Consider the following 20,408-nt stretch of genomic DNA (forward strand, 5'->3'; position numbering starts at 1 on the left):
AGTAAGGACTTCAGCGGTCAGGCCGGCGAAGCGGAAAGACGAGTGAGAGCGAAGGCTGGGAATCAGCCAGGGCCGTCACTCGCGGCTGCGAGGAGCGGTACCAACACGTCGCTAATTGGTGTCGGAATGCCGTGAGCCTGGCCGCGACGTGAGACGACACCGTTGCGAATGTCCCATTCGAGTGGCCTGCCGGCTTCGCGATCCGTGAGGATGGATGTGCCCATGTCGGCGGGAGACGCCAGGAACTTGTCGAGGATCGCCTGCGGTACCTCGTCGCCAAGTCCAGCGCCCTCGGCACGGGCCACGGCCAGACATTCCTGCAGATAGTCCAGCGTGAGCCTGGAGATGTCGGACCGGCCGAACATGCCCGAGCGACGATGCGTGAGCGCCATGAGTCCGGCCACCGCGTTCTGCAGCAGCTTGCGCCAGGCTAGAGATTTGAAATCTGTGGCCAGCTCAACTAAACAGCGTGTGCCTTGCAGTGCTTCGGCTATCACGCGGGAAGCCGACGTGTCCGGCAGGCTGAGGCGCACATCGCCGCGTAAGCGCACCGAGCCATCGGATTGCGCCTGCGCAGGAAACCACACGACAGCAGGGACGATCCGCCCGCGCGGGAAATGTGGGGCGACCTTCTCCAACTGCTCGACCCCGTTTTGCAGAACGCACACGACGGTTTCTGGACCGATCAACGCTGCGAGCCATTCCGCTGCTGCCTCGGTCTGTGTCGCCTTGACAGCGAGAAAGACGAGATCGACGGTTTGATCGATCTGTCTGGGATCCGTCTGGACCGGACCGGGAATGGTGATGAGGCGATCGCCATCGTGCAACGCAAGATGATCGCGGGGTGTGCGGCCGTACAGCAACGGCGTGCGGCCGACTTCGTGCAGCACTGCCGCGATCGTGGTGCCGATGGCGCCCGGACCAACGACAGCTACGGATGTATTGATTTTTGTATCCATGGAAGCGGACTCCTGTGGCTTTGCTGCAAAGCGCCAGCTCAGTAGGCCGTTGCTTGCTTCATATGCGCCAGATGGTCAATCTGACGCTTGCTGGCTTCAGAACACCTTGGTGGATCAGCATCGACTCATGCGTATGGTCAGCAATGGCAGGAAGTACGGGGCGGTGCTTGAGCGGTGCAGAAGTCGCTTCGGTGACTTTTGCATCCACACACTCAGTGGGGCCCCTTCCTTCACCTCCATTTGTCGAAGCAAAAAGGGGCCGAAGCCCCAGGATCATATCAAGCCTCGCTCGGCAAATGACTCCGTGGCGCTGCCCGCGACGATGACGTGATCGAGCACCCGCACATCGACCAGCCCCAGCGCCTCCTTGAGCCGTTGGGTCAGCGCCCGGTCGGCAGCGCTTGGCTCCGGGTTGCCGCTCGGATGGTTGTGGCTGACGATCACCGCTGCCGCATTGAGCCGCAGAGCCTCTTTGACCACTTCGCGCGGATACACCGAAGCACCGTCGATGGTGCCGTGGAACATCTCCCGGTATTCGATCAACCGATGGCGCGTGTCGAGTTATGTTGAGCGCCACATAACTGGATTTATGTGGATGCCTACGTAATGTGCAGCAGACAGATCATCGCCAGGCAGGACAGCCCTGCACGAGGGTAGCAACTCAACATTAGCCGGTTGCCGCAGGGCTACTTTCAGGGAACCCCATCCCCGGGGTTCTTTGGAGGCCGTCATGAGCAACCGCAATCGTGTTTTCCCGCTGTACTACTCCAGCCGCTATGAAGCATCGCCAGTACGGGACTGGCTGGTGGATTTCGACGCCTGGCTGGCGCGTCAGGCCTACAACCGCACCTCGCACCGAACGCACCTATCGGTGGCCCGCCACGTCCTGGAGCAGCATTCGCCAGTGGACAGGCAGCGGGTGTTCGCACGCAGCGAGTTCCGGCGGATGTTCCAACCCTTCGAGCAGGACTATTTCCATCGAGCCAGCATCGGTGCGTTCCGCAGGTTCCTGATCGAGTCAGGACAGTGGCACGATGACTCGCCCGCAGGCCCTTGCGCCGATCTTGTCGAAGCCTTCCGCCTGCACGGCCTGGATATGCGCGGCCTGTCGGAGGCGCACCAGCGCCGGCAAGCCGAGACGATCGACGACTTCCTGCGCAGAAGCCTGGTTGGCGGCAAGATCCTGGCTGATGTCGCAGTGGCCGATATCGAGGCCTATACCGCCCATTGCGCGCAGTTCCTGCAGCGCCCGACGATGATGTCGCGCCTGTGCAGCCTGCGCGCCTTCTTCCGCTTTTGTCGCGACCGTGGCGTCAGCAGCCTCAACCCTGACGGCATCGACCTGCCGCGCAAGTATCGGCACGAGAAGCCGCCACGCGCCATCGCCTGGGAACTGACCCAGCAGTTGCTTGATTCCATCGACCGTAGTGACTTGCTGGGCGAGCGCGACTACACGCTGTTGTACCTGATGGCCCACTATGGTTTGAGGACCGGCGAAGTGGCCGCCCTGACCCTAGACTCGATTGACTGGACGCAGCACACGCTGCGCATTGTCCAGAGCAAGACCCGATCGACGCTGGTCCTGCCGATGGCTGAACAGGTCGAGCAGGTACTGCAACGCCATGTGCGCCAAGGGCGTCCCTCCACCGGCCGGCGCGAGCTGTTCCTGATCCTGACGGCGCCGATTCGTCCCATGCCGGTAACGGCCATCGGCTCGATGTTCCAGCGCCGCGTCTGCGCCAGTGGCCTGCCGTTGCGCGGCGCTTCGCCCTATGGGCTGCGGCATGGCTTTGCCATGCGGCTGCTCGAACACGGGGTCGGCATGAAGGCCATAGGCGACCTGATGGGACACGCGAGCCTGGAGAGCACATCGGTCTACCTCCGGCTGCACACCGAAGCCTTGCGCGGCGTGGCGCTTTCGCTGCCTGCCGGGACCGCCAGGAGGGCTGCATCATGAACAGCGAACTTCCCACCTGGTTCGTCACGCCGCTGCGTCTTGTCGTGCATCGCTACCTGTCTTACTGGCGCTCCCTCGGACGCTCCTATCGAGGGGAGCAGTGGAAGCTGGACAAGCTCTGCCAGTTCCTGGAAGCGGGCCGGCATATCGACCTGGACCGTGCCAGCTTCGAGGCTTGGAGCGACTCGATGCAGCATACGACCCCGACGATGCGACGCAACGCGCAACTGTCGGTGCGTCGGCTATGCCTGTATCGCCAGCGCAGCGAGCCCGACTGCTTCGTGCCGGATCCGCTGTACTTCGCCCGCAAGGGCGCTCGTCCCATTCCTTTCATCGTCAGTCCGAGGCAGATAGGACGATTGCTGGCCCATCTTGATGCATGCCGAACGCCCCAGCCGGTCCTGGCCTTGCGCCATGCGGTGCTGCAACTGGCCTTCGTGCTGTTGTACACGGCGGGCCTGCGGCGGCAGGAACTGGTCAACCTGACGCTGGCCGACGCCGATCCACAGCAGGGCATGCTGACGATACGGGCCACCAAGTTCAACAAGACCCGGATGCTGCCCCTGTCGGCCGATGCACAGGCGGAACTGCAGGCCTATCTGGCGCTGCGCCTGGCAGCAGGCACCGATCAATCCGAAGGGGCGCCACTGCTGGGACACTACACCCTGTCGGGCGGTTTCAGCGGCTACACGGGCTTCGGCCTGTACACCTTGCTGGCCCGCACATTGGAGCAGGCCGGCATCGTCGATGACCAGGGCCGCAGGCCCCGCATCCACGACTTCCGCCATACGTTCGCCGTGCAGGCCCTGCTGCGCTGGTACCACGAAGGCGCCGATGTCCAGGTGCAGTTGCCTTACCTGTCGATGTACATGGGGCACGTCTCCATCGTCTCGACGGAGTATTACCTGCACTGGATTCCGGAGATCGCCTTCGCGGCCAGCCAACGGTTCGAGGCCCGGTACGGCCAATTGGTCGCGGGAGAACCATCATGAAGCGCAACACGCCCAACGATCTTGGCATCTGCCTGTCGAAGTTCTTTCAGGACCACCTGCCGGCCATGCGCGGCATGAGCACGCACACGATCCGCAGCTACCGCGATGCCATCGTGCTGTATCTGCGCTTCGCTGCCGACCAGTTGGGCAAACCGCCTGACCGGCTCGACCTCGGCGACCTCAATGCCCGACAGGTGGCCGCCTTCGTCGTCTCGCTCGAACAGGTGCGGGGCAACGGTATCGGCACCCGCAATGCCCGGCTCGCCGCCCTGCACACACTGGTGCGCTTCGCGCTCAGCGAGTATCCGCAGCACATGGCCGAACTCCAGCGCGTGCTGGGCGTTCCCTTCAAGCGCCGCGACCGGCGTGAACCCCTGATGTACCTGGAAGAGAACGAAGTGGAGGTCCTGCTGAAGCTGCCCGATCGGCCGAGTCAGGCCGACCGGCGCAGCCATGCACTGTTCTCGCTGATGTTCAACACCGGCGCCCGTGTGCAGGAAGCGCTTGATCTGAGGGTATGCGACGTGCGCATGGCCGCACCATGCCAAGTGCGGCTGCAGGGCAAGGGTGGCAAGATCCGCATCTGTCCGATCTGGCCGCAGACGGCTGCAAAGCTGCAGCAGCTCATCGACCAGTTGCCTGCGCCCACGGAGGCCGACAGCCCCTTGTTCGTCAACCATCGCGGTCAGAAGCTCACCCGTTTCGGCGTGCGTTACTTGTTGCGTCAGCGCGTGGCGGGCTGCATCGACACGATCGGCGCCGACCGTGCGCGGCAGATCCATCCGCACACGCTGCGGCATACGACGGCGGTGCATCTGCTGCGCGCAGGCGTGGACTTCGCCACTATCAGCCAGTGGCTGGGGCATGCGTCGCTGACGACGACGATGAACTACGCCCGCGCCGATCTTGATCCCAAGCGCCAGGCCTTGGCCCAGGTCTTCCCCGATGTGCTCGCTCCGCCCAAGGCCGGCAGGATCGCTCCTCAACACCTGGAAATCATTGAATGGTTGCGGCGGCTGTGAGGTCGGTTATGTGAAGCGAAAGAGCCGGGAAGGCTTGTGGCGCAAGAGCTTCCCCGGCTCGCTGCACATTACGAAGGCATCCACATAAGTCCATGAACAGCAACGCGAATACCTCATGCTCGAAGCCGGCCAGCTTGGTGCGCAGGTACTCCTTGACTGCCGCCGGAGAAGTGAACTCGGCACCGCGCTGCATCTTCCGGTCGATCACGTGGCGCGCCGCTCCAGAATGTCGTCGGCCGACGCCGGCAGATAGCGCCCGTGTGCGTCGCGCACCAACAGCGAAAAATCGGATGAGGAAAAGGACAGTTGCGACATGATCGTACTCCGGTTGCTCGGGCGGAATTGCCCGGAACCGTGGCCAGCACGGCGCAGCGCAAGCAGTCATGGATCGAAGACGGCCGGCAGGCCGCAAGCGTGCCAGCGCGCGCAGTCATTGACGGCGAGAACGCCGTGATACGGTGAAGGGAACAGCAAGACCGCCTACACCCCACTTAGCCACACACCCGCCGTTGGCAAGTGCGCAGCATGCGCAGGCCCGGCTCAACGATCCAGGCCGGAGGCGTCAAGGGGTCAGCGCCGAATGGCTGTGATTCGGCACGAGGCACAGGGCATAGCCCGCGAGCACGACGGCGAAACGCCGGAACGCCGGAACGCACGACTATGGCTTGTCGTCCTTGAGGGAAAGCGCTCCGCGCGATTCGAGCAGGCGCCGCGTCTTCTCCAACTCTTTTTGCAGCAACTCGGCATCCGGCAGTACCGTCCGATAGTTGGCTGCCATCACCTTGGTCGGCAAGCCATCTAGCGCATACCGCGCCAGGGCATGGCCTTTGTCTGCGCACAGGATCAGGCCCACCGGCGGATTCTCATCCGCATAGGCCCAATGCTCCTTGGCATAGTTGCAATACATATGCATCTGGCCCACGTCAGCATGGGTCAGACTGCCTAGCTTCAGGTCGATGATGACCAGGCAGCGCAGCTTGCGATGGAAGAACAACAGATCCACCCGATACCAGGTCTGATCGATGCGCAACCGACGTTGCCGCCCAACGAAGGTGAAGTCTTCCCCCAGTTCCAGCAGGAAGTCTTCCAGCCGCTGGATCAAGGCCGCTTCCAGGTCGGATTCCGAATACTCATCCTTGAGGTCGAGGAACTCCAGCACATACGGGTCTTTGATCGCGTCATTGGGCGTGACGACATCCTCGGGCTTGGCCACCGAGCCCTTGACCAGCATCGCCGCCTTGTCCTTGGACAAGGCCGTGCGTTCGTAGAACTGGCTGCCGATCTGCCGGTCGAGCTGGCGCACGCTCCAGCCGCCGCGCAACGCCTCTGTCTCGTAGAATCGACGGGCATGGTCATCTTTGACCGACAGCAGCCGGACATAGGCCGACCACGGCAAGGTGAAGACCTGGGCCAGTTCGGAGAGGTCGAATTTCCGAGACACTGTCTGGGATTTCTCGGCAGGCGACTCATTTCCCAATTTCCCAGACAGTGTCTGGGAAATCTCAGGCTGGGGGTATGCGAGGAAGAAACGCCGCATGTTCTCCAAGTTATTGACACCGAAGCCACGCCCGAATCGGGCCGTCAGATCGGCGGACAACTGCTCCATCAACTGCTCGCCGTAACCGGCCCGCCGCCTGCCTTTCTGCTCGGCTTCGACGATTCGGTGGCCAATCTCCCAATAGCTGGCCGTCATCAACGCATTGACACTGCGCGCCGCTGCCCGGCGCGCCGCATCCAGCAGTTCCACGATGCCACCGTGGATGCCGGCATAGCCAGCCGGTACGGCAGCAGGTTTCCCCACTGCCGCAGGCGTCTTCCTTGTCATGCTGATGCCTCCATGGAACGGGATGCCCCAGTAATCGCCAGCCGCCGATTCGCCACCAGTTCGGCCGCCTCCCGCACCGGCTTGTCTTCGGTATGAACATAGTGCATAAACATCGCCACGGTCTTGTGACCTGTGAGCTTCATGCCCACCTTGGTTGGCACGCCCGAGTTGGCAATGTCTGTCGTCGCCCGGTGGCGGATGCCGTGCGTGCCAACGTGTGGAACGCCAGCGGCCTTGAGCACGCGCGTCCAGCCGCCGTAATGCTCACCGTGGGTCATGTGCTGGGTCGGATCGTTCGGCGACGGCAGGACGTAGGGGCAACCTTCCCGGCGAGGCGCGGTAGACAGTAGCCGATAGGCTTCTTCACTCATGGGCTTGGAGATACCGCCGGTCTTGCTGTCGGGCCAGACGACGCGGCGCTTTTCCAGATCAACCCAATCCCATTCGAGTGGACAAATTTCGGAGCGGCGGGCGGCAAACTCGAATTGCAGGCGGATTGCCAGCGGGATGACGTAGCTCTCCAGTCCTTCCGCCTCCAAGTGCTCCAACTGGCGGAAGATCCGCACCAGTTCATCGTCCACGATGAGCCGGGTTTCCTTGCCAGGTGGGTACATCGGAACGTGGCGACATGGATTCGTGCCGTCCGGGCGCAGCCCCCACACTTCGGCCAGGTTGAACATCTTGCGCAGTACGCCGAAGGTGCGATTGGCCTCCGCCTGCTTGTAGGCCAGCTTCTTCATCAGCGTCGCCACGTCAGGGCGCTTCACGTCCTGTACGTTCATCCGGCCCATGATCGGGATGATGCAGCGGTCAATGACGCCCTGATAGCCGCGCTGCGTGCTGGGCTTGTTACGCTGTTTGGAGTAGTCCTCCATGAAGGTGTGGCAAAACTCCTTCATGGTCGGTGCCTTGCGGGCGGCATTCTTGGCTGCGCTCGGGTCGCCGCCCCGGCGCACCTCGGCCAGCCATTCCTGCGCCATTGTGCGTGCCTGATCGACCGTCAGTTCCCCGTACTGGCCCAAGGCGGGCTTGCGGCGCTCGCCCGCGTTCGAGCGGTACTGGAGCATGAACACCTTGCGGCCCGCCGGGGTGATCTTGCACAGGAAGCCGGGCACCACGGTATCCCGCAGTTCGATGGCCTTGTCTTGGGGTTGTGCCGCATCAACTGCGGACTTGGTGAGCTTGATCTTCGCCATGATGACTCCTCGGAAAGCCCGGTTTCCAAGAGCCGCATGGGAGCCACGCGAAGGGAAGCCGGGTCAAGTTTCGGAAAGCACCGGCATATGTTGAACTCGCCTAAGTGATTGATAAACCTGCTGTATCTAGCCTTGGCGTAGTCCAGCGAATTGCGGTACTGGAGTCATCGTGAAACAAAAAAAGCCCCGGCAGTGCCGGGGCTTTTTGGTTTACAGCGAACGCCTGACTCAGCGATCCGGACGATGCGATCCAGCGTCGCCCTGTGCCGCGACGTATTCCTTGGACTGCTCATCCAGCTTGTCGCCCAGCATGCGGCGCACCACCACGAAGAACAGCGGGATGAAGATCACGCCGAGCACGGTGGCGAACACCATGCCACCGATCACGCCGGTACCGATGGAGTGACGCGAGTTGGCGCCGGCGCCGGTCGAGATGGCCAGCGGCAGCACGCCCAGGATGAAGGCGAACGAGGTCATCAGAATCGGGCGGAAGCGCAGGTGTGCCGCTTCCATCGTCGCATCGCGCAGGGTCTTGCCCGCTGCACGCTGCTCCACTGCGAATTCCACGATCAGGATCGCGTTCTTCGCCGCCAGACCGATCACCGTGATCATGCCGATCTTGAAGTACAGATCGTTGGGCAGGCCACGCAGCATCGAGAAGACGATCGCACCCAGCACACCGATCGGCACCACCATCAGCACCGCCACCGGAATCGACCAGCTTTCGTACAGTGCGGCCAGGCACAGGAACACCACCACCACCGACAACGCGAGCAACAGCGTAGCCGCGTTACCGGCGATGATTTCCTGATACGACATGCCGCTCCAGTCGAAGCCGAAGCCCGGCGGCAGATCGTTGTTGACGATCTCTTCCATTGCGGTCATCGCCTGGCCGGAACTGCCGCCCGGAGCCGGGTTACCGACGATGTTCACCGCCGAATAGCCGTTGTAGCGGTTCAGTGCCGGCGAGGCGTAGGTCCAATCGGCCTTGACCACATTGCTCAGCGGAATCATTCCCGGCTGCCCATCGGCACCGACTGCAGTGGCGCTAGGGCTGAAGAAGCTGCGCAGCGACTCGGGGCCGGTACGGAACTGGTCGTCGGCACGGATGTTGACGCGCTTGATGCGGCCTTCGGAGAAGTAGTCGTTGATGTACACAGGCGCCAGCATCAGCTGGATCGAGCTGTAGATATCGCTGACTTCCAGGCCCATCGACTGCGCCTGCACACGGTCCACGGACAGCTGCAGCTGCGGCGCATCTTCCAGGCCGTTCGGGCGTACGCCCACCATGGTGTCCTGCTTTTCCGCCGCCTTGCCCAGCACGATGTTGCGCGCCTGGGTCAGGGCTTGCTGGCCTGCGCCGGAGCGGTCCTGCAGCCACATGTCGAAACCGCCGAACTGTCCAAGGCCCTGCACGGTGGGCAGGTTGACCACAAAGATCTGCGCGCCCTTGATGCCGTAGAACATGCCGTTGAGCTGCTTGATCAACTCCTCTGCGGTCACATCGCGGTCTTCCCACGGCTTGAGCCGGATAAAGCCCATACCCACGTTTTCGCCCGAGCCCAGGAAGCTGAAGCCGGCGATCTGCAGCATGCCTTCCACGGCCGGCTGCTTCTCCAGGACCGCACGCATCTGCGCAAAGGTCTCGTTGGTCCGGATCTTGGTGGCGCCCGGCGGCAACTGCACGATGGCCAATGCAAAGCCCTGATCTTCTTCCGGCAGGAAGCTGCCCGGCATGCGCGTAAACAGGAAGCCGCACAGCACCACCAGCACCACGAACACGATCATCCACGGTGGCGAGTGCTTCAGGGTATTGCCGACCACGCCCACATAGCGATGCGCAAGCTTGTCGTAGTACTTGTCGAAGGTGCGGTAGATCCAGTTCTTCTTGGTCGAATGGGTCGACTTGAGGAACGCGCCGCACAGCGCCGGGGTGAAGCTCAACGCCAGGAACGCGGAGAAACCCATCGACATGGCGATGGTCAGCGCGAACTGCTTGTAGATCGCGCCCGAGGCGCCGGGTTGCAGCGAGGAGGGAATGAAGACTGCCGCCAGCACCACGGTGATGGCCACCACCGCGCCGGTGATCTGGGTCATCGCCTTCTGGGTGGCCGCCTTGGGCTCCAGATGCTCCTCGCTCATGATGCGTTCGACGTTCTCGATCACCACGATCGCGTCATCCACCACGATGCCGATCGCCAGCACCATCGCAAACAGCGTCAGCTGGTTGATGGTGAAGCCGATCATGTACATGCCGAAGAACGTGCCCAGCAACGCGACCGGAATCACCAGCGTGGGAATCACGGTGGCGCGGAAGTTTTGCAGGAACAGCAGCATCACCAGGAACACCAGCACGATGGCTTCCACCAGCGTGTGGATCACTTCCTCGATGGAAATGCGCACGAAGGTGGTCGACTCGTACGGCGCAAACCAGGTCACGCCCTGCGGGAAGGTCGGTTGCAGTTCGTCGAGCTTGGCACCGACCGCCTCGGACACGTTCAGTGCGTTGGCGCCCGGCAGCAGCTGGATACCGAATGCACCGGTGGGCTTGCCGTTGTACTGGGTGTCGAAGCCATAGTTGCTCGGCCCGACGGTAACCCGCGCGACATCCTTCAAGCGCACCGTGGCACCGTTGTTATCGGTGCGCAGGATGATGTTTTCGAACTGGTCTGGCGAGCTGAAGCGGCCTTCCGCCGAGACGGTGGCGGTGAAGCTGATGCCTTCCGGGGTCGGGTCGGCGCCCACCGAACCGGCGGCGAACTGCACGTTCTGGTTACGCACCGCGGTCAGCACCTGGGTGGCCGACAGGTTGTAGCCCTGCAGCTTCTCCGGGTTCAACCAGATGTTCATCGCGTACTCGGCACCGAACTGGTTGGTGCTGCCCACGCCGGGCACGCGCGAGATCTGCTCGAGCACGCGCGAACCGACGATGTCGTTGAGCGCATCGCGGTTGATCGACGGGTTGTCCGAGCGCAACGCGGCCACCATCAGGAAGCCGGCGTTGGCCTTGGCCACCACCACACCCTGCTGGGTGACTTCCGAGGGCAGACGCGGCGTGGCCAGCGACACCTTGTTCTGTACCTGCACCTGCGCGATATCCGGGTCGGTGCCGGTTTCGAAGGTCAGGGTGATGGTGACGCGGCCGTTGGCGGCCGAGGACGAGTTGAAGTACAGCAGGTGGTCGATACCGGTGAGCTGCTGCTCGATGACCTGGGTCACCGCTTTCTCGGAGGTATCGGCGCTGGCGCCGGGGAAGTTGGCGGTGACGGTGACCTGCGGCGGGGCGATCGTGGGGTACGACTCGATACCCAGATTCAGGATCGAGATCACGCCCGCAAGCGAGATCAGGATCGCCACCACCCAGGCAAAGATCGGGTGTTCAATAAAAAACTTAGGCATGTCCGGTTTCCGTCACTGCTGCTTGGACTGGGAGTCGGCCGGCTGCGCCGCCGCATCCGGCTTGGGCTGCTGCTGCGCCGCGGGTGCGGCTGCATCGGCCTTGTCGGCTGCCGGTGCGTCGCCGCCCTGCGCTGCGGCCGGAGCCGCGCCTGGCGCACCTGGCTGGCCGCCTTGCGCCGGCTTGTTCGGATTCCACGCAACGCCCTTGGCCGGCTGGCCTTCCTTCGCCTTCTGCACGCCATCGACGATGACCTGGTCGCCGGGGGCCACGCCGCCGGTGACGATCCACTGGCCCTTTTGCTGGCCATCGACGGTGAGGTTCTTGCGCGCCACCTTGCCGTCCTTGCCCAGCACCAGCACGAAGGCGCCCAGGGCGTCACGTTGCAAGCCCTGCTGCGGGACCAGATACGCGTTGTTGCGCTGGCCCAGGCTGGCCTTGAAGGTCACGAACGCACCCGGCAACAGTGCCTGCTCCGGGTTGGGCAGGGTCGCACGCAGCGACACCGCACCGGTGCTCGGGTCGACCGTGACCGCCGAGACGTCCAAGGTACCCGGATGCGGATACTGCGTGCCGTTGCCCAGTTCCACATTGATGGTGGATTTGCCATCGCCGCTGAGCTGCACATTGCCGCTGCTCTGCGCCTGGCGCAGTGCGGCCAGTTCTTCGCTGCTCATCGCAAAGTTCACATACAGCGGGTCGATCTGGTCGACCGTGGTCAGCAAGGTCGCTTCACCGGAGCCGACCAGCGCACCTTCGGTGACGCGCTGAATGCCGGCGCGGCCGGTGATCGGCGAGGTGACGCTGGCGAAGCTGAGCTGGATGCGGGCGGACTCGACCAGACCGCGCGCCTGCTGCACGCTGGCGCCGGACGAGCGCTCGGTGGCTTCGGCATTGTCGATATCGGCACGCGAGACGTATTGCTGCGGTGCCAGGCTGCGCGCGCGCTTGGCGGCGATCTGGGCGTTGGCATAGGTCGCCTCGGCGGCGGCCAGCTGGCCCTGGGCCTGCAGCAGCGTGGCGCGCAGCGGCATCGGGTCGATTTCGAACAAGCGCTGGCCTTCCTTGACGTCGGTGCCTTCGGTGTACAGGCGCTTGAGCACCACACCGTCCACGCGCGCACGCACGTCGGCCGAGCGGTACGCCGACAGGCGGCCCACCAGGTCGCGTTCCAGCGGCAGGGTCTGCGGCTGCATTTCCAGCACCGACACTTCCGGCGGCGGCGGCGCCTGTTGTTGTTCGGGCTTGCTGCAGGCAGCGAGCGCCACGGTGATGGCACAGGCCAGGCCGAGTGTGCGGAGCGGGGCAATCATCAGGAGGAACTCCGTTAGGGTCTTGAAGCGAGAAAGGAAAGCGGGGACAGCGAAGGCGTGGCAGCGGCCGCGGCGAACGCACGCAGGAAGGTGTCGACAGCGAATTGCGCCCACTGCTGCCTGGCGGGGAGGCCGGCGCGATGGGGAACCTGAAAGCGTTGCCGATCGAAATCCAGACCGACGATCATGCTCAACAGCAGTTCGGCCATGAAGTGCGGATCGTCATGGCGCAGCTGGCCGGCATCCATCGCCTGCTCGAAGCGATGCGCCAGGCGCTGCTGCATGCCGACCACCCCGTCATGGAAGATCTGCTGCGACTGATCGGGAAACCGATGCGACTCGGCTTCCACCAACCGACAGGTCTGTACCACATCGGGGCGGTTCAGGCGATCCAGATGGGCCAGTGCGAAGGCCAGCAGATCCTCGCGCAACTCGCCTGAGGCGGTACCCAGCGGCACCGTGGCCAGATGCACATGGTCCTGAAGGACATCGCGCAGCAGGTTTTCTTTACAACCGTAATAACTGTAGAGCGTCTGCTTGGAACAGCCGGCGCGCTCGGCCACCGCGTCCATGCTCAGCCGCATGCCGCGCTCGGCGAGCAGCGCATGCACAGCCGCATGGATGCGGCGATCGCAGTCCGAGCGCCGGGCAGCACGGTGGGAACGGGGGGTCATGGCGGTAGACTATACCGTCCAGTTTAGTTTTTAAAAAGACTTGACGGTCGCAGTTTGGTCTGCGCAAGCCCTTGTGCGACAAGCACCTGGCCAGACTTTGCCGGATCTGGCGGTCCAGCTGCCATCTACGCCAGTACCCATCGTACCTCTGTGGGGAAACTACACAGCGGTAATGCTTTTGCGTCCTGTGCGCGCCGACTGACGGCTGAGGATTTGCGCTATGCAGCAAGGCGTCGTCATCGCGCATCGGTACAATTCAGGTTTTCCACCGAGCATCCCAGCTCTCTCATGACAGCCAAGAAAGCCGCTTCGAAATCGTCCACGACGCCGACCAAGCCGGTCGCCGAACGTGCCGTCCCCGTGCTTGCCGGCGCACCGCAGGCGGTCGTTCTGGAGCCGGTGTTTGCCGCATTGCGCAAGCGCTACCCGGCGGCCCGCCAGGCCGAGGTGCAGCTGTTCGCAGCCGGCTTCTATCGCCGCATGGAAGAGGACGAGTTCCCCAACCATCCGCCCGAGCAATGGGCGGCGCTGGCGGCGGACATGCTGGAATTTGCACGCACGCGCAAGGCCGGCACGGTCAATGTGCGGGTGTTCAACCCGACCCTGAAGAGCCACGGTTACGAGTCGCCGCACACGCTGTTGCAGATCGTCAACGACGACATGCCGTTTCTGGTCGACTCGGTGAGCATGACGCTGTCGGACCTGGGCATCGGCGTGCACGTGCTCGGCCACCCGGTGCTGCGCATCGCGCGCGACAAGGCCGGCAAGCTGACCGCGGTGGGCGAGGGCAAGAGCGAGTCGTTGATGGTGCTGGAGATCGACCGCCAGCCCGCCGAAGAAATGCCCAAGGTGGAAGCGGCGGTGCGCAAGGTGCTGGCCGAAGTGCGCGCGATCGTGCACGACTGGGCTGCGATGCGCGAAAAGATGGTGATGCTGGCCGACGACTTGGCCACCCGGCGGCTCCCGATGGACGACATCAGCCGCCACGAGGCGCAGGAATTCCTGCGTTGGGCCTCGGCCGACCACTTCACCTTCTTCGGCTATCGCGAATACCGCGTGGAGAAGCAGGACGGCCAGGACGTGCTGTCGCCGGTGGAAGAGACCGGGCTTGGCCTGATGCGTGGCCACGACACCTCGCCGGCGCGCCCGGTGACCACGCTGGCAGCGCACGGCTTGAATACCTCGTCCAAGCTCAAGGACGCGCTGATCCTGACCAAGACCAATGCGCGTTCGCGCGTGCATCGCGTTGGCTACATGGATTACATCGGCGTCCTGGAGTTCGATGCCAAGGGCCGCATCGTCGGCGAGCAGCGCTTCCTGGGCCTGTTCACCTCCAGTGCCTACAACCGCCGTCCGTGGGAAATTCCGTTGGTGCGTCAGCGCCACGAATACGTGATGAGCAAGTCCGGGCTGACCCCGAGCAGCCACAGCGGCAAGGCGCTGCGGCACATCCTCGAGACGCTGCCGCGCGAGGAGCTGTTTCAGTCCAACGAAGAAGAGTTGTATCGCACCGCGATCGGCATTCTCGGTCTGCAGGAGCGCGTGCGTAGCCGCATGTTCCTGCGCCGCGACAAGTACAGCCGCTTTATCTCCGCGCTGGTTTACATCCCGCGCGAGCGCTTCAACACCGATGTGCGCCTGCGTATCGAAGCCTTGCTGAAAGATGCGCTGCACGGCGAGTACATCGACTCCAGCGTGGTGCTGGGCGAGTCGCCGCTGGCGCAGCTGCATCTTATCGTGCGGCCCAAGAGTGGCGAAGCGCTGGAATTCAACACTACCGAACTCGAATCGCGGCTGGCGCATCTGCTGCGCAACTGGCGCGATGCCTTGCGCGAGGCGCTGGTTGCGCGGCATGGCGAAGCCAATGGTTTGCGCATGGCGGCCAACTTCGGCCGCGCGCTGCCGGCTGGCTATATCGAAGATTCCTCGATCGAATCGGCGGTGTCCGACGTCGAGCATCTGGCCACGCTGGACGGCCCGGACGACCTGCATCTGAGCCTGCAGGAAATCCGCCGCGATGACGGCATGCGTCTGGATGCCGGTGAAGGCCTGCGCCTGAAGCTGTATCGCCAGCTCGACGACATTCCGTTGTCCGATGCAATGCCGATGATGGAGAACATGGGCCTGCGGGTGATCTCTGAGCGGCCGTACCGGCTGCAGGTCGGCGAAACCCCGGTGTATATCCAGGATTTCGAGGTCGAATCGACCGCCGGCAAGATCAATGCCGCCCACGCCGATGCCGGCTTTGGCGAAGCCTTCGAGCGGATCTGGAATGGCGATGCCGAGAGCGACGGCTTCAATCGTCTGATCCTGGCCGCCGGCCTGCATTGGCGCCAGGTCGCGCTGCTGCGCGGCTATTGCAAGTATCTGTTGCAGACTGCGGTGCCGTTTTCGCAGGCCTATGTCGAGGCGACGTTCACCCGTTACCCGCTGCTGGCGCGCTTGTTGGTGGAATTGTTCGAAGCGCGCTTCGACCCATCCACCGGCAAGGAAACCAAGGCGCAGATCTTCGCCGACCAGGAACGTCTGCGCGAGGAACTGTCGGTATTCGCGGCCGGCGACGACGCCACGCTCAAGGCCTTGGAGCCGGTGTTGCAGGCACGTGGCAGCGACCGCGCCGCGCAGCAGGAGGCCACGCGTGCCACGCTGCTGAAGTTGATGGACCGCGTGTCCAGCCTGGACGAGGACCGCATCCTACGCAGCTTCATCGACGTGATCGATGCCACGCTGCGCACCAACTATTACCAGACCGACAAGAGCGGCAAGCACGGGCATTGCATCAGCTTCAAGCTGGATTCGGCGATCGTGCCGGATCTGCCCAAGCCGCGTCCGTACCGCGAAATCTTCGTCTACAGCCCGCGCGTGGAAGGCGTGCACCTGCGCTTCGGCGCGGTGGCGCGTGGCGGCCTGCGTTGGTCGGACCGTCGCGAAGATTTCCGCACCGAGGTGCTGGGCCTGGTCAAGGCGCAGATGGTCAAGAACACGGTCATCGTGCCGGTCGGTGCCAAGGGCGGTTTTTACGTCAAGCGTTCGCCAGTGGGTGGCGACCGCGACGCCGTGCAGGCCGAAGGCATCGCCTGCTACAAGCTGTTTATCCAGAGTTTGCTGGATATCACCGACAACATCGTCGGCGGCAAGATCGTGCCGCCGCCGCAGGTGGTGCGTCACGACCAGGACGACCCGTATCTGGTGGTCGCCGCCGACAAGGGCACCGCCACGTTCTCCGACATCGCCAACGGGCTGGCGCTGGATCACGGGTTCTGGATGGGCGATGCGTTCGCCTCCGGCGGCTCGGTCGGTTACGACCACAAGGGTATGGGCATTACCGCGCGCGGCGCGTGGGAGTCGGTCAAGCGCCACTTCCGTGCGATGGGGCGCGATTGCCAGAGCCAGGAGTTCAGCGTGGTCGGCATCGGCGACATGTCCGGCGACGTGTTCGGCAACGGCATGCTGTTGTCGCGGCATATCCGTCTGCTGGCCGCGTTCGACCATCGGCATATCTTCCTGGATCCGAATCCGGATGCAGCCGCCTCGTTCGCCGAGCGCGAGCGTTTGTTCAAACTGCCGCGTTCCAGCTGGGCCGATTACGAGGCCAAGCTGATCAGCGCCGGTGGTGGCATCTATCCGCGCACGCTCAAGTCGATCGACATCAGCGCGCCGGTGCGCGAAGCCTTGGGCCTGGAATCCAACGTCAAGCAGCTCTCGCCGAACGAACTGATGAACGCCATTCTCAAGGCGCCGGTGGATCTGTTCTGGAACGGCGGTATCGGCACCTATGTCAAAGCCTCCAGCGAATCGCATGCCGATGTGGGCGACCGCGCCAACAACGGCCTGCGCGTCAATGGCGGCGAGTTGCGCTGCAAGGTGGTGGGCGAGGGCGGCAATCTGGGCCTGACCCAGCTCGGTCGTATCGAGGCCGCGCAGACCGGCGTGCTGCTCAATACCGACTTCATCGATAACTCGGCCGGCGTGGACACCTCCGATCACGAGGTGAACATCAAGATCCTGCTCAACGACATGGTGCAGGCCAAGAAGCTCACCTACGACGCGCGCAATACGCTGCTCGCCTCGATGACTGACGAAGTGGCCGACCTGGTGTTGTGGGACAACTATCGCCAGAACCAGGCGATCAGTCTGATGGAGCGCATGAGCGTCAAGCGCCTCGGCTCCAAGCAGCACTTCATCCGCACGCTGGAACTGCAGGGCCTGCTCGATCGCCAGATCGAGTTCCTGCCTTCGGATGCGGAACTGTCCGCACGCAAGGCACGCGGGCAGGGCTTGTCGCGTCCGGAGCTGTCGGTGCTGTTGTCGTATTCCAAGCTGGTGGCGTTCCAGCAGCTGCTCGAATCGGATATTCCCGAAGACCCGTACCTGTCCAAGGAATTGCAGCGTTACTTCCCGCAGCCGTTGCAGAAGAAGTACGCCGATGCGATGGAGCGTCACCGCCTCAAGCGCGAAATCATCGCCACCGCGGTGACCAACACCACCATCAACCGCATGGGCGCCACCTTCCTGATGCGCATGCAGGAAGACACCGGCCGCAGCATCGGCGAGGTTGCCAAGGCCTACACCATCAGCCGCGAAACGCTGGATGCGCGCGCGCTGTGGACGCAGATCGACGCGCTGGACGGCAAGGTGCCCGAGGCGGTGCAGATCGACGCACTGGAAGTGATCTGGCGCCTGCAGCGCTCGTTCGTGCGTTGGTTGCTGTTGCGTCCTGGCCAGATGCCGGGCATCACGGCGGCAGTGGAGCGTTACCACGGCCCGTTCAACGACATCCGTGTCGCTTCCGGTGTGCTCTCCGATACGCAGCGCCCGCAGTACGAAGGCAGCGTGCAGGAGTGGCAGGAGAAGGGACTGCCGCCGCAACTGGCGCAGCAGTTGTCCGAGCTGCGCTATCTGGAGCCGGCGTTCGACATCATCGAAACCGCGCGCACCCGCAAGCTCAAGCCGGTGGACGTGTCCAAGGTGCATTTCCGCCTGGGCGAAGCGCTGCGCCTGCCGTGGCTGTTCGAGCAGATCGACGCGCTGGAGGTCAACGGCCGCTGGCACGCCGTGGCACGTGGCGTGCTGCGCGACGAGCTGGCCGCACATCAACGCGCGTTGGTCGGCCAGGTGCTGACGATGTCAGGCAGCACTGCCGAGGACAAGGTGGCCAACTGGCTGGCGCGTGACGATTCCAGCCTGCGCTTCACCCTGGCGATGCTTGCCGATGTGGCCGAGCAGAAGACGCTCGACTACCCGACCGTATCGGTGGCGGTGCAGCGGCTCGGACAGTTGGCCGCGCACGGGTTGTAACGGTGTGCCGCGAGGTGATGGCGGAGCGATTGCTTCGTCATCATCCTCATTGGAATCAGTCGGCAGCGGCGCTTCCTGGTGAGTCGAGGGCGCGGTGTCCTCACCGCTTGCAGGACACGCCGCAAGTACGTCCATGTAGGCTCGGTGGCGGCATCCATGCCGCCACACGGTCCCGCAATCGGCGAGGACACCGCACCAGAAAGTTAGTCGGCTGCTATATTGAAAACATGCACACCGACCATCCTGACTGGTCCTTGCCCGCCCACCGTCGCGGGACCTTACGCGGCATGGATGCCGCGTAAGAGCCTACACGGACGTACTTGCGGCGTGTCCCGCGACGGTGGGCGGGCAAGGGCCCTGCAGCCAAACCAAAGACCAGCCGCCCAACACCTGATCCATCCGCTCCGACCAATCACGACAAGACCACCGAGATCTCACGGTGTTGAAAGATCTCACGGTGTTGAAGTGACTGGCAAACCGTTGCGAAGAATAAAAGGGTTAGGTGTGGTCGTACTCAGAGACGGCATGTGCACGTGTTGCGCACGATCGCTGAAACAGTGCTAAGGCCGGCTTATGTTGTACGGCTTTCCTGTACGGCACCTTGGCCGAAGGATCTGCATCCGGCTTCTTACTTGATCTTGACGACCACCTTGCCCTTGGCACGGCCCTGCGCGAGATAGTCCAATGCTTCCTTCGCTTGCGCGAACGCAAACACCTTGTCGATGACCGGGCGGATGCGTTCGGCTTCGAGCAACTCGCCGATTTTGGCCAGTTGCGTGCCATCGGGGCGCACGAACAGAAAGGTGTAGGCGACGTTGTGCTTGTTCGCTAGACGGATGATCTTGCGGCTCATCATGGCGAAGACGAATTGCAGCACGACATTCAACCGGCGTGCGCGCGCGAAGGCTGCATCCAGTGGCCCGACCAGCGACACGATCTTGCCGCCTGGCTTGAGAATGCCGAGGGATTTTTCGATCGTATCGCCCCGGATGGTGCCAAGCACGATGTCGTAGCCTCGCAAGACGCTCTCGAATTCCTGCTGCTTGTAGTCGACCACCTCGTCTGCGCCCAGGCTGTTCACCAGTGCGACGTTGCCGGTGCTGGTGGTGGTGCCCACGCTGGCGCCGAAGTGTTTTGCAAGCTGGATCGCAAAGGTGCCGATGCCGCCGGAGCCGGCAGGAATGAAGACCTTCTGGCCTGGCTGCAGCGCAGCGCGTTCTTGCAAGGCCTGCCAGGAGGTGAGTGCGACCATCGGCACCGAGGCTGCCTGCACAAAATCCAGGTTGGCCGGCTTCAGCGCTGCGGCGCTTTCCGGGACCGCGACGTAGTCGGCGAGCGTTCCGCGGCCCAGATCGAACACGCTGGCAAAAATCGCATCGCCTTTCTTGAAGCGGGTGACGCGGCTGCCGACCTCGACGACGATCCCGGCCACGTCGCTGCCTAGCGTGGCGGGCAAGTCGAACTTCACCACGGGCTTGAAGATCCCGGTGGGAATCATGTTGTCGATCGGGTTCACGCCGGCCGCATGCACCTCGACCAGCAGCTCGTTGGGTTTCACTGTCGGACGCGGCAGCTCGCTGAAGCCGATGTCGGGCGATTTGCCATAGCGTTTGAAGGTCAGTGCTTTCATGTGGTTCGAGTCCAATGCTGTCGATGTGTGTGGGTGGCCGGGCGTCTACGGGTCCCGGCCGCCTTCACCTGTTGCACTAGCAAATCGGTGGGTGCAGCTTGACCGCGATGTGAGCCGTTTGAATCGATTGAATCTGTGGAGTGGT

Annotated in this window: 12 protein-coding genes and 1 pseudogene; 4 read left to right on the forward strand and 9 right to left on the reverse strand. The window is 63.4% G+C overall.

Annotated features, from left to right (window positions below; all coding sequences use genetic code 11):
• Positions 1 to 62: 62 nt before the first annotated feature.
• Together AC1PLU_RS09495 and AC1PLU_RS09500 are read right to left on the reverse strand one after the other, a co-directional pair.
• Positions 63 to 959 carry an oxidoreductase gene (locus tag AC1PLU_RS09495; protein ID WP_166773920.1) on the reverse strand — a complete coding sequence of 299 codons (897 nt, stop codon included), beginning with the start codon at positions 957 to 959 and terminating at the stop codon, positions 63 to 65.
• 273 nt (positions 960 to 1,232) lie between these two features.
• A pseudogene (locus AC1PLU_RS09500) lies at positions 1,233 to 1,520 on the reverse strand (JAB domain-containing protein); the annotation flags it as partial.
• 169 nt (positions 1,521 to 1,689) lie between these two features.
• On the opposite strand from AC1PLU_RS09500, the gene AC1PLU_RS09505 reads away from it, so the two are divergent.
• The 3 genes from AC1PLU_RS09505 to AC1PLU_RS09515 are packed head-to-tail and all read left to right on the forward strand — an operon-like array spanning position 1,690 to position 4,930.
• Entirely contained in the window at positions 1,690 to 2,916 is a 1,227-nt protein-coding gene (locus tag AC1PLU_RS09505) for a tyrosine-type recombinase/integrase (protein ID WP_208408794.1), read from the forward strand.
• Positions 2,913 to 3,908 carry a tyrosine-type recombinase/integrase gene (locus AC1PLU_RS09510; protein ID WP_166773921.1) on the forward strand — a complete coding sequence of 332 codons (996 nt, stop codon included), beginning with the start codon at positions 2,913 to 2,915 and terminating at the stop codon, positions 3,906 to 3,908. The genes AC1PLU_RS09505 and AC1PLU_RS09510 overlap by 4 nt, the downstream gene beginning before the upstream one ends.
• Positions 3,905 to 4,930 (forward strand): tyrosine-type recombinase/integrase, encoded by a 1,026-nt coding sequence (locus AC1PLU_RS09515; protein WP_481108301.1) that lies wholly within the window; start codon positions 3,905 to 3,907, stop codon positions 4,928 to 4,930. The genes AC1PLU_RS09510 and AC1PLU_RS09515 overlap by 4 nt, the downstream gene beginning before the upstream one ends.
• Here the strand turns inward: AC1PLU_RS09515 and AC1PLU_RS09520 are convergent.
• The 6 genes from AC1PLU_RS09520 to AC1PLU_RS09545 form a co-directional block, all read right to left on the reverse strand.
• A complete protein-coding gene (locus tag AC1PLU_RS09520; protein ID WP_481108302.1) occupies positions 4,905 to 5,138 on the reverse strand; it encodes a hypothetical protein in 234 nt (77 codons plus the stop codon). The two genes, AC1PLU_RS09515 and AC1PLU_RS09520, sit on opposite strands and share 26 nt — an antisense overlap.
• Before the next feature lie 450 nt (positions 5,139 to 5,588).
• Positions 5,589 to 6,755 carry a PDDEXK nuclease domain-containing protein gene (locus tag AC1PLU_RS09525; RefSeq protein WP_345901923.1) on the reverse strand — a complete coding sequence of 389 codons (1,167 nt, stop codon included), beginning with the start codon at positions 6,753 to 6,755 and terminating at the stop codon, positions 5,589 to 5,591.
• Positions 6,752 to 7,951 carry a tyrosine-type recombinase/integrase gene (locus AC1PLU_RS09530; RefSeq protein WP_166773924.1) on the reverse strand — a complete coding sequence of 400 codons (1,200 nt, stop codon included), beginning with the start codon at positions 7,949 to 7,951 and terminating at the stop codon, positions 6,752 to 6,754. Before AC1PLU_RS09530 ends, AC1PLU_RS09525 begins: the two co-directional genes overlap by 4 nt.
• 228 nt (positions 7,952 to 8,179) lie before the next feature.
• Positions 8,180 to 11,350 carry a multidrug efflux RND transporter permease subunit gene (locus AC1PLU_RS09535; protein WP_023904309.1) on the reverse strand — a complete coding sequence of 1,057 codons (3,171 nt, stop codon included), beginning with the start codon at positions 11,348 to 11,350 and terminating at the stop codon, positions 8,180 to 8,182.
• A 12-nt stretch (positions 11,351 to 11,362) separates the two neighbouring features.
• Positions 11,363 to 12,661 (reverse strand): efflux RND transporter periplasmic adaptor subunit, encoded by a 1,299-nt coding sequence (locus AC1PLU_RS09540; protein WP_180315759.1) that lies wholly within the window; start codon positions 12,659 to 12,661, stop codon positions 11,363 to 11,365.
• Positions 12,662 to 12,675: 14 nt separating this feature from the next.
• The gene (locus AC1PLU_RS09545; RefSeq protein ID WP_176341904.1) at positions 12,676 to 13,335 is read right to left on the reverse strand and encodes a TetR/AcrR family transcriptional regulator; all 660 of its coding nucleotides are present in this window, start codon (positions 13,333 to 13,335) and stop codon (positions 12,676 to 12,678) included.
• Positions 13,336 to 13,623: 288 nt separating this feature from the next.
• Between AC1PLU_RS09545 and AC1PLU_RS09550 the strand changes: the two genes are divergently transcribed.
• Positions 13,624 to 18,633 carry an NAD-glutamate dehydrogenase gene (locus tag AC1PLU_RS09550; protein WP_481108303.1) on the forward strand — a complete coding sequence of 1,670 codons (5,010 nt, stop codon included), beginning with the start codon at positions 13,624 to 13,626 and terminating at the stop codon, positions 18,631 to 18,633.
• Positions 18,634 to 19,261: 628 nt separating this feature from the next.
• Here the strand turns inward: AC1PLU_RS09550 and AC1PLU_RS09555 are convergent.
• Positions 19,262 to 20,263, reverse strand: coding sequence for an NADP-dependent oxidoreductase (locus AC1PLU_RS09555; protein WP_481108304.1), 1,002 nt, complete (start codon positions 20,261 to 20,263; stop codon positions 19,262 to 19,264).
• Positions 20,264 to 20,408: the final 145 nt, after the last annotated feature.

The organism is Xanthomonas sp. NCPPB 2933 (assembly GCF_056725225.1).